Here is a 13,829-nt window from a genome sequence, read left to right as displayed (position 1 = left end):
GGGCGGCTGGGGCAAATCATTATACTGTGTTTTTATACAGTGTTTGTGACTTGCCGCGACCGCCGGACCGCCCTTCGTGCAGACTCAATCGCCCGGGCTATACAGGTCGAGCAGTTTGAGCGTCACGCCATTGGTCCAGCCGAAGCCGTCCTGCAGCGGATATTCGCCACCGCCGCCGCCGCCCGTTCCCGAGCCTTCCACCACGTATTTCTCGACCAGCTTCTGATCGGACGCATAGACGCCTTTGACGTCGCTGAGAAAACGCGTGCCGATCTGTTGCGCGAGCGCGTCCTGACCATAACGTTTCAGGCCCTGAATCGCCGCCCAGTGCAGCGGCGCCCAGCCGTTGGGCGCGTCCCACTGCTGCGTCGTGTTGTAGGTCGTCGTCACGAGGCCGCCCGGTTGCAGCAAGGTGGACTGCACCTGTTTCGCCGTCTTGAGCGCGCGATCCGGCCACGCCGCGCCGACGAACAGCGGAAACACCATCGCCGCCGTCTTGTTGTCGCGCGGCCTGGCGAGCTGCCAGTCATAGTCGCCGTAATAGCCGTTGGGATTCCACAAATAGCGGTTGATGCCGAGCGCGCGCTTCGCGGCACGTTGCGCGAATTCGCCGACGCAGCGGAAATCGCGCGCCTCGCCGCAACCTTTGGCGATGGTGATCTCGAGATGGAACATCAGGCTGTTCAGGTCGACCGGAATAATCGACGTGGTGCGCACCGTCGCGAGCGTCATGTTGTCGCCGAACCAGCGCGAGCTGAAATCCCAGCCGCTTTCGGCGGTGGCGCGCAACTCGCGGTAGACGTCGTTCGGATTGCGGCCGCTTGCCTGTTGCGCGGTCTGAATGTCCTCCAGATACGATTCGTCGCGCGGCGTGTCGAGCTCATCCCAGTAGCGGTTGAGCACCGTGCGATCCGGCATTACGACAACATTGCGCGTGGCCGAGCCGGGTCGCGTGGTGGTCTCGCCCTGCATCCAGTACGCGTATTCCTTGCGTAACGCCGGCAGGTACTTCTGATAGACGCCGTGGCCTTCCACCTTCGCGGCGAGTTCCACCATGTGCGAGAAGAACGGCGGCTGCGAACGGTCCAGATAGTAGGTGCGATTGCCGTTCGGAATGTGGCCGAAGGTATCGATCTCGTAGGCGAAGTTGTCGAGCATGTCGTCGACGAGATTTTCGTTGCCCGATTCCTGCAGCCCAAGCATCGTGAAATAGGTGTCCCAGTAGTAGCCTTCGCGGAAACGGCCACCCGGCACCACATAGGGTTTCGGCAATGGAATCAGCGAGCTGTTCGGCGGCGCGCTGGTGGTGGTGCGGGTCAGCGCGGGCCATAGCCAGTTGATGTGGTCACGCAAGCTCTGATTGGCGGGCGGCGTGATGACCGGCTCGCTCGGCGGCGTGAAGTATTTGTTGACGAACTTCGCCAGCGAAAAGCCGGGCTTGTTCTTCTGCTGCTCGTACAACTGCACGATCGCGGCGGGATCGGCATTCGGCGTTGCGTCGACGAAGGTCTTCTGGTCCGGATAGATCTGCGCGGTTTGCACGGCGACGAAGAGATCGCCGTAGAGTTTGTCGGGCGCGGGCGGAAGTGGGCCGCCGACCTGGGTGTCGGCATGGCAGACGCCGGCGAGATTGATCAGGAAGACGAAGCTTGAAGCGGCCGCTATGCGGTGCAGCCTGGTGGATTCGACGCTACGGAAAGCGGTGCGAGATGCGGTGCCGGCGCGGCCGAAGTTGCGCAGTTGCGATGACTCAATCATGTCTCCTCCAGAGGAATGGACAACAGGATTGGTCTGCCTCGCGCCCAATGTTTCTTCTAGGGATAACCAGGGCGTGGCTAGCATCGCACAAATAACGGGGCGTTACAAACGCCGATGCGGACGGCATACGCAAGGTGCGCATGCCGCTGCGCTGCACAAGCCGGGTTGGTAGATCTGCACTTGCCGGCGGCGCGCTGCGGTTGACTACCTTCGGTTCGACGTCACGAGCGAATCCTACGGCACGATCGCAGTGCTTCCGGATTGCTCGCCGCCGGGTTCGACCACGGTCCGGGCCGGCGAAGTCGGTGATGTAGCTCGCGAGATCGCGCCGGGCGAAGCCGCAACCGGTCGCAAGGACGGCGCGGCTCGAATCAATTGTCACGCGCCTCGTCGATCCCTTCGTGGCGGCGCAGGCATAATCCGATTTCCACCCATGCGAGCCGCGCAGCCGGCCCGCGAAACCGGGGCGACGCGTCGTCTCGCGCGCTCCCAGGAAAGTCCATGCCGCCCATCGCCGCCGTCCGCACGAGCGCCGTGCCCCTGCGCAGCGTTGCGCTGATCCTCGTGTCGATGTTCTGTTTCGCACTGGTCGATGCGCTCGCCAAATCCGTGGCGCTCGCTTATCCGGCCAACGAAGTAACGTTCTTTCGCATGCTGTTCGGCCTGGTGCCGGCCGTCGCCGTATGCCTGCGCGGCAAGCCGATCGTCGAGCGGATCAGGCACATGGACGTGCGCGGGCAGACCCTTCGCGCGCTGACGTTGCTCGGCGCGTCGGGGCTTTTCTTCGCCGGTTTGCCGTACATGCCGCTTAGCGAGGCGGTGGCGATCGTCTACTCGGAGACCTTGCTGGTGATCGTGCTCGCGCCGCTGCTGCTGAAGGAGGCGTTGAAGCCGCGCGATGCGCTGGCTGCAGCGGTCGGCTTTGTCGGCGTGCTGTTCGTGGTGCGGCCGGACGGCTCGCATTCGAGTTGGCTCGGTCCTGTCCTGCTGATGTCGAGCGCCTTCTTCGGCGCGCTCTCGATCATTCAGATCAAGCGCATTCGCGCCTCGGACGATTCGGGCACGACGGTGCTGTATTTCACGGTGATCGGCACGATCGTCACTAGCGTTTCGCTGTTTTTCGCATGGCGCGCGCCCACGCTCCAGGCGCTCGGGGTGATGGCCTTGCTCGGCGGCTTCGCCACGGCCGGGCAATTGCTGATGACTATGGCGTTTCGCCAGGCCGACGCCGGCGCGCTCGCACCGTATAACTACACGAGCATCGTGTGGGCGGCGCTGTTCGGTTATGTGGCGTGGGGCGAGACGATCGGCGCCATGTCGCTGCTCGGCATGGCACTGATTGTGAGTAGTTCGGTTGCAGTTGCGATGCGTGGGAAGCAGGAAGAAGGGCCGCTCGTATAGATACGTGTGGTGAATTGGCGAGCACGCTCTGGTCTTGCCGGATTGCCTGGTAGTTCCAACCATCGTCGGGAATAAACGCGCGTTGAACTGGCTTTTTCGGCCAACATGCTATGCACAATCCGACGATTCGACGCCTGAAGAATATAAATAGAAAATAAGCGCATCCAGATCGCGTGCGCCTCCGTACGTGACTTGATCGGCACGAGCTCGCGGTCATCGGAGCGGCGTCGAACAGCCTGATTCGCCGCTAACCTTCTGATGAATCCGCGCACGTCTATGAGGCCGCGGACGCGCACGTAACACGACTGGAAGGGGGAGACGTCATGTATAGCGAACCCAGGAAGATCGTTCTCGCAAGTCTTGTCGCCGGCGCTGTTGCAATCGCTGCGTATGTGTCGCAGGCCGGCAAGCCCTGGCAGTCGACGGACGAATTCGGTTCCGCGCGAGGCGATACGCCGGCTTACCGCACGCGCGGCGACACGATCAGCGGCGCGGTCATCTCCGGTCCGGTCACTGCTCGCAACGATTCGAGCGGTGCTTCGGCCAGCAGCCTGCAGGCGGCGCGCAATAGTCTGCAACGCAACGATCTTGCCGCCGCGAAGGCGCAACTGGACGCGGTCCGTTCCGCTTATCAGGACGACGATCAGGTGCGCGCGTTGCAAAAGGAATTGCAGGCGCGCGCGGATAACGAGCAGCGCGCAGTGGACACGGCGCGAGTCGACAGGACGCGGCAACCGGCTGCGAAGCCGGTGCGGATGCCTTCGTCGGCGAAGCATGGCCGGTCGCGTGAAAGCCGCGCTGTGGGCCGCGAGCAGGCGAACCGCGAGACGAGTTACGCGCGGAGTCAGGCGGCGTTGGACAACCTGGTAGCGCGCGTCGACAGCAATAGTGCGCCGAGCGCGAGAACGCCAGTTAGCGGTGGATCGGCTATGGCGAGGCAACCCTTATCTATTCAGGCCGCGCTGAAAGCGATGCAGAGCACGAGCAGCGCGCCGGGCGTCGTAACGCCGCCGCTGGTCGAGCAAGTGCAGCAGAAACCGCCGGCGGTTCCAACCGTGCAGACGGAGCCGCAAGCCGACCTGACCGCGCAAGCCACGTTACCGTCACCGCCGTTGGTGCAGTCCATGCCCTCCGGCGGCACGGCGGCGAGATCGGACGACGGCCCGAAAACGCGCTCGCAGGTGCGCGCGGAAATCGTCCGCGCCCGCGAAAACGGCAGCCTTCCCGCGTTCGGCAATCCCGACCCCGCGGGGCCGGGCGGGGCGCCGAGCCTCACCGGCGCGCCGCGTCCGTAACGCCGCGCAAACCGAACGACGCCTGGCGGAAGGTCAGGCCACGGGTTTAACTCAACGAAGCCGCGAGCCGCGCGAAGGTGGGCTCGTCGGTGCGATCGAAAGCGAGCGGCGTGACCGACACGCGCCCCGACGCCACCACGGCCGTTTCGCTATCGGGATCGTTCGCGCGCGCGCCGCGTTGAAAGCGCAACCAGTGATACGCCATGCCGCGCGGATCGACTTGCGGCAACACGTCGATATCTTCGACGAGTCCAACGCCCTGGCGAGTCGGCGTGAGCGGACCGGCGAGCGCCGCGTCGACGTCGGGAAAGTTGATGTTCAGGCAGGTGCGCGCCGCCTGCTCGATTGCGAGCAGCTGACGGATCACGCCGGGCGCGAGTGCGCGCGCGGTGTCCCAGCGCACGTTGTCGCGATTGCTGAAGGTCTGGCTCAGCGCGAACGACGGCAAGCCGAGCAGCAGGCCTGTCATGGCAGCGCCGACGGTGCCCGAAAACATCGTTTCGACACCGAGATTGCCGCCGCGATTGATGCCGGAAAGAATCAGCGTGGGCGGCGTGTCGCGCATCAGATGGCGCACGCCCATCACGACGCAATCGCCAGGCGTGCCGGCCACGCCGAAACGCCGCTCGCCCTGGCGGCTCACGCGCAGCGGCGAATGCAGGCTGATCGAATGCGACGTGCCGCTCTGATCGTGCTCGGGCGCGACCACCCAGACTTCGTGCGCGAGCTCGGCGGCCACGGCTTCGAGTACGGCAAGGCCGGGCGCGTCGATACCGTCGTCGTTCGTCAACAGTACTCGCGGCACTTTGGATTCATAGGCGGGCATCGCGGCTAACTCCTCTGGGTGGGTAGGGGAAGGGATGCGTCATTATCAAGCCATCGGTCAACTCGTGCCTCGATGCAATCCGCGCAGCGCAGTTTCGAACGGGACAATTTGCCTGACGCGATTTTTTAAGCCTTTTAGAATGAGAAAATTAATTGCGATTGGAGCAATTCCAGGCGGACGGTTCGAGCAGGACGCAGTAGAAAGGCCCGCAAATTGCGGGCCTTTCTACTGCTGCGATGACGTCGCTCAGCCCGTCAGCCAGCGCGCCGCGAGCGGCATCAACACCGGTACGACGAACGCGGTGAACACGCCGTTCAGGCCCATGCCGAGCCCGGCGAACGCGCCCATTTCCTCGCTCACCTGAAAAGCGCGCGCCGTGCCGATGCCATGTGACGCAATGCCCAGCGCAAAACCGCGCACCTCGGGTTCGGCGATGCGCAGCGCGTTGAGAATCGTACGCGCGAACACGGCGCCGAATACGCCGGTCGAAATGACGAGCACGGCGGTCAAGGACGGAATGCCGCCAATCTCGGAAGCGACCGCCATCGCGATCGGCGTGGTCGCGGATTTGGGGGCGAGCGACGCGAGCGTTTGATGCGATGCGCCGAACAGCGCCGCCACGCCGACCGCCGACACGATGGCCGTCAACGATCCCGCCACCAGCCCGCCGATCAGCGGCAACGCGGAGCGGCGCAGCTTCGGCCACTGCCGGTAGAGCGGCAGCGCGAGCGCCACGGTCGCGGGGCCCAGCAGAAAGTGGACGAATTGAGCGCCTTCAAAGTACGTCGCGTACGGCGTGCCGGTGATCTCGAGCAGCACGACCAGCAGCGCCACCGCGATCAGCACCGGATTGGCAAGCGGATTGAAGTGCGCCTTGGCGTAGATCGTCTGCGCGATGAGGTAGGCGATCAGCGTGATCGTCAACCCGAGCAGGGGACTCGCGGCGAGATACACCCAGATCGCGCCGAGCTTCGGAATGGCGGTCATGATGCGGACTCCGTCGCGGAGGGCTCACGGCGCTGGCGGCGCATCAACGCGCGCGTGACGAGCGCGGCCACCGCAATCGCGAGCGTCGTGCTGAGCGCAATGGAGATGATCACCGCGACGGCGTCGCCGCGAATCCGGCTCGCCGACACCATAATGCCGACGCCCGCTGGAACGAATAGCAAGGACAGATGGCGGAGCAATTCGAGCGCGGTCGGCTCGATAGCATCGGCGGTTTGTGGGCGCAGCATGAGGAAGCCGAACAACAGCAGCATGCCGATCACCGGACCCGGCACGGGCAAATGGAACACGTACGACACACCTTCGCCCAGGCACTGAAAAGTGAGCAGGGCGGCGAGCGCTTGCAGCATGGCAGTCTCCAGGACGCGAAACGGAAAATGCGCCATTGTGTACCATGAGGATTGCCTCGTGCAGGCTCGCTGCCTGAGCGAGGCGCGGCCTTTACTGTTTGGGTAGATACGCACGTCAACCAACACACCGTCCCGGGCGAGTTGCCATGCAGATACAAGCATTTCAGATTGCAATCGACGATCACGAGATCGACGATCTTCGCCGGCGTATTCGCGCGACCCGCTGGGCGCCGGCTACGCCATCACCGGCCTGGCAACAGGGCGCCGATGCCACATGGCTGCGCGAACTGGCTGAGTACTGGGCCGAGCGTTTCGACTGGCGCGCGGCCGAGCGCGGCTTGAATCGGCAGCCGCAATTTCTCGCCGATGTACAAGGGCAGCGCGTGCATTTCGTCCATCGGCGCGGTGCAGGGCCGGCGCCGTATCCGCTCGTGATCACTCATGGCTGGCCCGGCTCGTTCTTCGAGTTTCATGCGCTGCTCGACCGCTTATGCGACCCGGCCGCGTCCGGCGGCGATGCTGCCGATGCCTTCGATGTCGTCGTGCCGTCGCTGCCCGGCTTCGCGTTTTCGCAGGCGCCCGCGCAAGCCGGCACATCCGCGTGGCAAGTGGCCGATTTGTGGGCCGCGCTGATGCGAGGCCTCGGCTATGAGCGCTTCGGCGCGCAAGGCGGCGATCTCGGCGCGGGCGTGTCGATAGCGCTCGCCGCGCGGCATCCGCAAGCCGTCGACGGCATTCATCTCAACTTCCTGCCGAGCTCGTATGAGCCGGCCATCGGCGCGGCGCAAAAACCGCTTACGCCGGCCGAAGAAAATTTCTTGCGGGAGAAGAACGAGTGGGCCGCGAAGGAGGGCGGCTATGCGCACATGCACAGCACCAAGCCGCAAACGCTGGCTGCGTCGCTCAACGATTCGCCGGTGGGACTGGCTGCATGGATCGGCGAGAAGTTTCGCGCATGGAGCGATTGCGAAGGCGACGTGGAACGTGTGTTTTCGAAAGACGGTCTGCTGACCAACATCTCGCTCTACTGGTTCACGCAGTGCATCGGCCCGGCGATGCAAATGTATTGGGAAAACAGCTTGCAGCCGATGCGTTTCGCCGAAGGTCAACGCGTGGCGCCGCCGGTCGGCTTCGCGCACTTTCCGAAGGAGATCAATCATCCGCCGCGCAGTTGGCTCGAAAGAACGTTCAACGTCGTGCAATGGGCCGACATGCCGGGCGGCGGACATTTCGCTGCAATGGAAAAACCCGATCTGCTCGCCGAGGAAATTCGCCAGTTCTTCCGGCCGCTGCGGCAGCAGCGGCAGCAACGGCGTTAGTCAAAAAACGCGGCCGCGCTGCTGCGGCAGACCGCGTTAGAACCGACGCCCCATACGGACATCTGTATGAATACCCCGATTTGTCTAGACAACAAATCGTATAAACAGCGGCTACTCCTGAACCATTAAATTTGGTCAGACTGCGCCGCCCTCTTCACGCCAGCACGTATGATTTGACGGTCGCACGGATTCACCGGAACACCGCAGTGGCGAGGCGTCTCTTCGCAATATGGTTCACGGCAGGTGCCGAGAGATAAACAAGAAACGACGATGCAGAAAACCAAGGCCATTACGCGATGCGTCATCTACTTCACACGCGATCCCGCGCCAGGATTGCTGGCGAGCTTTCGGGAGCGCGAGTGGGACGTCGAGGTCGTCGGCTCGGTGCGTGAGGTCCGGCAATTCGCGCACGGCGGCTCGCTGGCGGGCGGTCTCGTCGATCTGTCCAGCGTGTTCGAGCCAGGCGAGGCCGCCGCGCTGGAAGCCTGTCTCGCCATGCCGAACATCGGCTGGGTGGCGATGGCGGCCGCCACGCACCTCGACGACGCGATCCCGCGCCGGCTGGTGCGCGACTACTGCTTCGACTACGTGACGCTGCCCGCTGCGAATGAGCGGATCGTCGACACCGTGGGCCACGCCTGCGGCATGATTTCACTCGGCGAGCCCGCCTGTATCGACACGTCCATCGCCGAAGGCCAGATGATCGGCACGTGCGATGCCATGTACGCGCTGTTCCGCGCGGTCCGCAAAGTCGCGACGACCAATGCGCCCGTTTTCATCTCCGGCGAATCCGGCACCGGCAAGGAACTGACCGCGGCAGCGATTCACGCGCGTTCGCCTCGCCGCGACGCGCCGTTCGTGGCCATCAATTGCGGCGCGATTCCCGCGCAACTGCTGCAATCCGAATTGTTCGGCTACGAGCGCGGTGCGTTCACCGGCGCGAATCAGCGCCGGGTCGGTCGCGTCGAAGCGGCGAACGGCGGCACGCTGTTTCTCGACGAAATCGGCGATCTGCCGTTCGAGAGTCAATCGAGCCTGCTGCGCTTTTTGCAGGAAAGCACGATCAGTCGGCTAGGTGGCGACGGCTCGATCGATGTGGACGTGCGCATCATCTCCGCGACTCACGTCGATATGGAAGCCGCGATCGAAGACGGCCGCTTTCGCGCAGACCTGTACCACCGCCTGTGCGTGCTGAGGATCGACGAGCCGCCGCTGCGCGCGCGCGGCAAGGACATCGAACTGCTCGCGCTCTACACGTTGGAGCGCTACCGCACGGACGCGAGCCGCCGCCTCTACGGCTTCGCGCCGGACGCGATCACGGCAATGCACCGATACGACTGGCCGGGCAATGTGCGGGAGCTGATCAACCGGGTTCGGCGCGCGATCGTGATGTCGGAGACGCGCACCATCACCGCGGGCGACCTCGAACTGTCGAGCTATGTCACGGCCGTGCCCATCACACTCGCGCGGGCGCGCGAAACCGCCGAACGCCAGGCAATCGAACTCGCACTTCTACGCCATCGCGGCCGCCCCGGCGACGCCGCGCGCGAACTCAGCATCTCGCGCACCACGCTTTATCGCCTGCTCACTTCACATGGCATGCGATACGGAGACGAACCGGACGCGGCGGAATAGCGCTTTCGTCTGTCCCAAAGTAGCGAACGCGCGGGCATGCACATGACGTGGCTGCCAATCGCAAGCGCATCGACAGCTTGCAACGGGTAAGTTGTTCGCGACGCTCCTAAACGAATCCGCAATTATTGCGCGATGCCGATGGTTCGCACGAGCCTGCGACAGCGCCGCGTCAATCTCTCTGCGTTTTGGCGGAAAGGCAATGCAAGGACGTGAAACGATAGGCCAACCCTGATGCCTGCGCCCCGGTTCATCCGACTCCATCGCCGCAGATCAGCGTGCCCGGCTCGAATGTGATGCCGCGACGGCACGATTCGCGATTTCAATGTCGCGCACCTTGCGGGTGCCACCGCGCCCCAGGCAAGAACATGTGGATCAACCTCCGACAGTCACGGCATCGCTCAAAAGGCGATCCGTCGCTCACGCGTGCTGGGGAGCAACGTGAATCTTTTTCCGTGCACTCTCGTTTATGTCGATGTCGATGCGAAGCCGGGTCCCAACTCGACGAATCGCGATCCACTCTCGTATGTGAGTCAGGCGATCTGCCTGAATAACAGCTTGCGGCGCGTAGGCTTGCCGACCTTGACGATCATGACCAACGCGCCGGAGCGGGTCGCGCGCCGGCTCGCGAATATGCCGGCGGAGCATCGCCCGGCCGTGACGCTGCTTACCGCGACGATCGAGTTGCCTAAGAACACGCCGTTCTACGCCGCGCATTTCAAACTCGACCTGATGGACCAGGTGTCGGCGAGCTTGCCCGCCGACACGATGATGTTGCTGCTCGACGCCGACATGGTGGCGCTGCTGCCGCTCGATCCCGATCTGATCGAACGATGCGCGCAAGCCGGTCTCGGTGTCTTCGATATTTCGGATCAGGTGTTTCCGGCGTACGGCAGCGAACACGTGGTCGCGGATCTGGAAATCGTCGCGGAGCGGCGCCTGATGAATCCGCGTTGGTACGGCGGCGAATTTCTGATCGCGACACCCGCGGCGTTGCGCCGGCTGGTGCCGCGCGCGCGAGCCAGTTACGCGCGTTATCTCAGCGAAAGCGGGCGTCTGAGGCATCACGGCGACGAAGCGTTCATCTCGGCCGCGCTCAATGCGCTCAGCGACGAAGGACAAGTGCTGATCGAAGTCGGGGCATATCAGGCTGTGGGACGCCATTGGGCTGGCAACAACTATCGGGATTTGCGCTGGTTCCGTTGCTGTTCGTTCGTGCATTTGCCCGGCGGCAAGGCACTGCTCGAAAAAGAAGCGCGTTTCGACGACTTCGCGCCGGACCGCTTCTGGCGCACCATGCGCGCGGCGCATTTGCGCGGCCGCGTGCGTCACGCGCTCAAGCGGATCGTGAGGATGCTGAACGTGGCGCGGCTCGCGGCGCGAATGCGCTGCGCGGCGTGAAGAGGCCGCCGCGCCAGTCACCTACGGATGGCGGCAAGCGCCCGCAGCGCCCGTTCGCCTGTCACATTCTTACGTCGATGCGTCCATAGACCCCGTTCGCTTCGTCATTCGGCCCGGCCGCGAAAAACAGCGTGTTGACCGGCTGATTGCTGAGCCCATTGCCGAACGCGATTCCCCACAGGCCGTGCTGCACGAACGACGTGTTGTCGGGCAAGTTGATGGCGCCGAGAGACCGGCCGCTCGCCGGATCGAAGGCGTTGATCGTGCCGTCACCGAAATTGCCGATCAGCACGTCGCCACTGAAGCGTCCAAAATTGGCCGGCGCCTGCGTGATGCCCCAGGGCGCATTCAGCACGCCCCCCGAGGCGAAACGCTGCAACAGGTTGCCCGCCGTGTCGTAGACATCCACGAAGCCGAGGCCGGCGCCGTCGACGTTGTCGTGCGCCGCCGCGTCCTGCTTCGCATAGGTCACGAAGAGCTTTGCGCCGAGCGCCTGAATGCCAAACGGCGCGAAGCCCGCCGGGAGCGACGCGTCCTGGAACTTGCCGGGCGTCGAGACCTTCGCGAAGCTCTTGTCGAAGACGTCGATTCTGTTGTTGTGAAAGTCGGCGGCGTAAAGGAAGTTGGCGCCGCCGTTGCTGGCCAGCGCGAGGCCTTTGTAGACCGCGGCGGCGCTGCCGCTGTCGAATACGACGAAGGCGTTGGTGGGCCCGACCGCCGGCGCCCACGCGGTGATCGTGCCGCCTTCGCCGGCAAAGATAAAGGCGCCCACGCCGGATTTGCCGCCCTGAGTCACGACAAAATCCGTTGTGCCGTTGAACACGATGCCGGTCGGATTCGCCGGTCCGTTGATTCCATTCGGAATGCTGACGACAAGCGATTGTGGCGTGCCGTTGCCGTCATAAAGCGTTGCCAGCGAGGTGGCGTTGTCGGCCACCCAAACGAAACCTTTTGGATTGAACGCAACGCCCCATGCGTTTTTCAGATTCGGGTCCGTGTGCGCCGCCGCGACGGCGCCGTCCGACACGAGTGCCGTCGCCGTAAACGATTGGTTGTTGACCGAATTGGAACCGCCGCACGACGCGACAAGACTCACCAATGCCGCGCCGCCCACGACGACGCCCAATGCCTTAAGCACAGATTTCATGGCCGCACCTCTCTGTCATGACCGATGGTCATTGCGCCTATTGAACGCACGGCGTCGCGGCTTTATTCCTTGGGCAGAGAAGTTTTTTTGATCGATGTGAAGCGGCCAGTCGGGCGGTGCGTCATATTGTGCCGAACAGTGCGCGCGGACGATCCTTGAGCGTGCCGGTCAGGAGCCGCAGCGCGCTCACGAGCTGATCGCGGCTGGTCGCGCAGGCGAGGTTGATGCGCACGCCATGCTCGATCTCGGACCGGTCGACGGCGAACGCCGACGACGGCATCACCACGACGCCGCGCGCTTTCGCATTGGCCGCGAAGTCGTCGGCGCGCCACGGCGGCGGCAGCTTCAGCCACACGAACATGCATGCCGGATCGGTCTGCAGCAACTCCTGCGGCAGCAGTTCGCGCGCGAGATCCTGGCGTGCGCGAATCTCGGCGAGCTGCGCGTCCATGATGTGGCGCGCTGTGCCGTCCTCGATCCAGATCGAGGCGATCAGCATCGACATCGGCGCGGGCATCCATGCCGTCGTGCGCACGGCCTCCGCGCATAGCGCGGCGCTGTCCGGCGGGCTCAGCAGATAGCCGAGCCGCAGACCAGGGGCAAGGATCTTCGACGTAGCCGCGAGGTGGAAGGTGAGTTCCGGGCACAGGCTCGCGATCGTCGGCAGGCGTTGCGAGACGAGCGGGCCATATACATCGTCCTCGATGATCGCCACGCCGTGCCGGCGCGCAATATCGACGAGCGCCATGCGCCGTTCGAGACTCATGGTCGTGACGGTCGGGTTCTGCAGATTCGGCACGGTGAAAATCGCTTTCACCGGCATGCGCCGGCAGGCGCGCTCCACTTCGTCAGTCAGCAGCCCTTCGCGATCGCTAGGAATACCGACGATCTCGAACTGGAACACCGGCGCGAGCGCTTTGAGGCCGTAGTAGGTGAGCTGATCGGCGAGGATCACGCCGTCGGTGCCGATCAGGCTGTTCAGCACCGCATACAGGCCATGCTGCGCGCCGCTCGTGACGACCACGTGATCGGCCGACGGCGCAAAGCCGGGCGCGGCCATCCAGCGCGCGCCGGCCGCGCGCGCCCACGCGGGTCCCTGTGGCGGCTGGTACTCCTGCAATTGCGGGTAGCGCGGATCGCGCGGCAAATCGGCCAGCGTGCGGGCAAGACAGTTCAGAAACTCGCCCGTGGCAGGACGGTTGACGGTCAGATCGATCGCCGCGTTGCTGGTGGCCTGGGCCTGCGCCGGCTCCACACTCGGCATCGCGCCCCCGGTCACGAGCGAGCCGCGCCGTTTGCTGCCGATCACCAGCCCGCGCAGCTGCAATTCCTTGTACGCGCGCGACACCGTGGACACGTTGATGCCCAGCTCGGTGGCCAGTTGCCGCTGCGGCGGCAGACGGCTGCCTGGCGGATAGATGCCGCTGCGGATCTCGTTTTCGATCGAGCTGGACACCTCGATATAGGTGGAGCGTTTCGCCTGCTCCGGCGCGCCAGAGGCGGAGCGGGCGGCGTCTTTGTCAGAAGCCATAAGATCAGGTGTCTCCATACAAAACCGGCTTTGTCCGCGATTGTGCGGAGTTTTGCCGATTCTATACCAGACATGCCTGACTGCAAGCCTTCAACCGACGAGTCATGGCGCTTGCGACACGCTGGCAAGGAGCGCACCCGCTGCGATCCAGGGAAAATGCCAGG

At 64.1% G+C, this 13,829-nt stretch carries 11 protein-coding genes; 5 read left to right on the top strand and 6 right to left on the bottom strand.

Annotated features, from left to right (window positions below; translation table 11 throughout):
- Nucleotides 1-84: 84 nt before the first annotated feature.
- A complete protein-coding gene (gene treA, locus ACFSNN_RS33685; RefSeq protein ID WP_134464415.1) occupies nucleotides 85-1,758 on the bottom strand; it encodes an alpha,alpha-trehalase TreA in 1,674 nt (557 codons plus the stop codon).
- Nucleotides 1,759-2,259: 501 nt separating this feature from the next.
- Here treA and ACFSNN_RS33680 point away from each other — a divergent pair.
- Together ACFSNN_RS33680 and ACFSNN_RS33675 are read left to right on the top strand one after the other, a co-directional pair.
- A complete protein-coding gene (locus ACFSNN_RS33680; protein ID WP_134464417.1) occupies nucleotides 2,260-3,159 on the top strand; it encodes a DMT family transporter in 900 nt (299 codons plus the stop codon).
- Between the two features lie 323 nt (nucleotides 3,160-3,482).
- Nucleotides 3,483-4,454: a DUF4148 domain-containing protein gene (locus ACFSNN_RS33675; RefSeq protein ID WP_134464419.1), complete on the top strand. Its 972-nt coding sequence runs from the start codon at nucleotides 3,483-3,485 to the stop codon at nucleotides 4,452-4,454.
- A gap of 46 nt (nucleotides 4,455-4,500) precedes the next feature.
- Here the strand turns inward: ACFSNN_RS33675 and surE are convergent, their stop codons facing one another.
- The 3 genes from surE to ACFSNN_RS33660 form a co-directional block, all read right to left on the bottom strand.
- On the bottom strand, nucleotides 4,501-5,280 hold the full coding sequence (gene surE / locus ACFSNN_RS33670) for a 5'/3'-nucleotidase SurE (protein WP_134464421.1): 780 nt from the start codon (nucleotides 5,278-5,280) through the stop codon (nucleotides 4,501-4,503).
- A gap of 246 nt (nucleotides 5,281-5,526) precedes the next feature.
- A complete protein-coding gene (locus ACFSNN_RS33665) occupies nucleotides 5,527-6,267 on the bottom strand; it encodes an LrgB family protein (RefSeq protein ID WP_134464423.1) in 741 nt (246 codons plus the stop codon).
- The gene (locus tag ACFSNN_RS33660) at nucleotides 6,264-6,635 is read right to left on the bottom strand and encodes a CidA/LrgA family protein (protein WP_134464425.1); all 372 of its coding nucleotides are present in this window, start codon (nucleotides 6,633-6,635) and stop codon (nucleotides 6,264-6,266) included. Before ACFSNN_RS33660 ends, ACFSNN_RS33665 begins: the two co-directional genes overlap by 4 nt.
- A 146-nt stretch (nucleotides 6,636-6,781) precedes the next feature.
- On the opposite strand from ACFSNN_RS33660, the gene ACFSNN_RS33655 reads away from it, so the two are divergent.
- The 3 genes from ACFSNN_RS33655 to ACFSNN_RS33645 all read left to right on the top strand — a co-directional run bounded on the left by ACFSNN_RS33655 (nucleotide 6,782) and on the right by ACFSNN_RS33645 (nucleotide 10,987).
- Entirely contained in the window at nucleotides 6,782-7,954 is a 1,173-nt protein-coding gene (locus tag ACFSNN_RS33655) for an epoxide hydrolase family protein (protein ID WP_134464427.1), read from the top strand.
- 270 nt (nucleotides 7,955-8,224) lie between these two features.
- Nucleotides 8,225-9,589, top strand: coding sequence for a sigma-54 dependent transcriptional regulator (locus ACFSNN_RS33650; RefSeq protein ID WP_134464429.1), 1,365 nt, complete (start codon nucleotides 8,225-8,227; stop codon nucleotides 9,587-9,589).
- 438 nt (nucleotides 9,590-10,027) lie between these two features.
- Nucleotides 10,028-10,987 (top strand): hypothetical protein, encoded by a 960-nt coding sequence (locus ACFSNN_RS33645; protein ID WP_134464431.1) that lies wholly within the window; start codon nucleotides 10,028-10,030, stop codon nucleotides 10,985-10,987.
- Between the two features lie 61 nt (nucleotides 10,988-11,048).
- On the opposite strand, the gene ACFSNN_RS33640 is transcribed toward ACFSNN_RS33645, so the two are convergent.
- On the bottom strand, nucleotides 11,049-12,134 hold the full coding sequence (locus ACFSNN_RS33640) for a TIGR03118 family protein (RefSeq protein ID WP_134464433.1): 1,086 nt from the start codon (nucleotides 12,132-12,134) through the stop codon (nucleotides 11,049-11,051).
- Nucleotides 12,135-12,255: 121 nt separating this feature from the next.
- Nucleotides 12,256-13,665 (bottom strand): aminotransferase-like domain-containing protein, encoded by a 1,410-nt coding sequence (locus tag ACFSNN_RS33635; RefSeq protein ID WP_134464435.1) that lies wholly within the window; start codon nucleotides 13,663-13,665, stop codon nucleotides 12,256-12,258.
- Nucleotides 13,666-13,829: the final 164 nt, after the last annotated feature.

It is taken from the genome of Paraburkholderia dipogonis (assembly GCF_042680985.1).
Taxonomy (GTDB): Bacteria; Pseudomonadota; Gammaproteobacteria; order Burkholderiales; family Burkholderiaceae; genus Paraburkholderia; species Paraburkholderia phytofirmans.
Note: the sequence above shows the minus strand (reverse complement) of the source record. Positions and strands in the feature narration are given on the sequence as shown.

Coding starts and splice junctions, on each gene's coding strand:
- treA (WP_134464415.1), bottom strand. CDS start 1,758: ATGATTGAGTCATCGCAACTGCGCAACTTCGGCCGCGCCGGCACCGCA.
- ACFSNN_RS33680 (WP_134464417.1), top strand. CDS start 2,260: ATGCCGCCCATCGCCGCCGTCCGCACGAGCGCCGTGCCCCTGCGCAGC.
- ACFSNN_RS33675 (WP_134464419.1), top strand. CDS start 3,483: ATGTATAGCGAACCCAGGAAGATCGTTCTCGCAAGTCTTGTCGCCGGC.
- surE (WP_134464421.1), bottom strand. CDS start 5,280: ATGCCCGCCTATGAATCCAAAGTGCCGCGAGTACTGTTGACGAACGAC.
- ACFSNN_RS33665 (WP_134464423.1), bottom strand. CDS start 6,267: ATGACCGCCATTCCGAAGCTCGGCGCGATCTGGGTGTATCTCGCCGCG.
- ACFSNN_RS33660 (WP_134464425.1), bottom strand. CDS start 6,635: ATGCTGCAAGCGCTCGCCGCCCTGCTCACTTTTCAGTGCCTGGGCGAA.
- ACFSNN_RS33655 (WP_134464427.1), top strand. CDS start 6,782: ATGCAGATACAAGCATTTCAGATTGCAATCGACGATCACGAGATCGAC.
- ACFSNN_RS33650 (WP_134464429.1), top strand. CDS start 8,225: ATGCAGAAAACCAAGGCCATTACGCGATGCGTCATCTACTTCACACGC.
- ACFSNN_RS33640 (WP_134464433.1), bottom strand. CDS start 12,134: ATGAAATCTGTGCTTAAGGCATTGGGCGTCGTCGTGGGCGGCGCGGCA.
- ACFSNN_RS33635 (WP_134464435.1), bottom strand. CDS start 13,665: ATGGCTTCTGACAAAGACGCCGCCCGCTCCGCCTCTGGCGCGCCGGAG.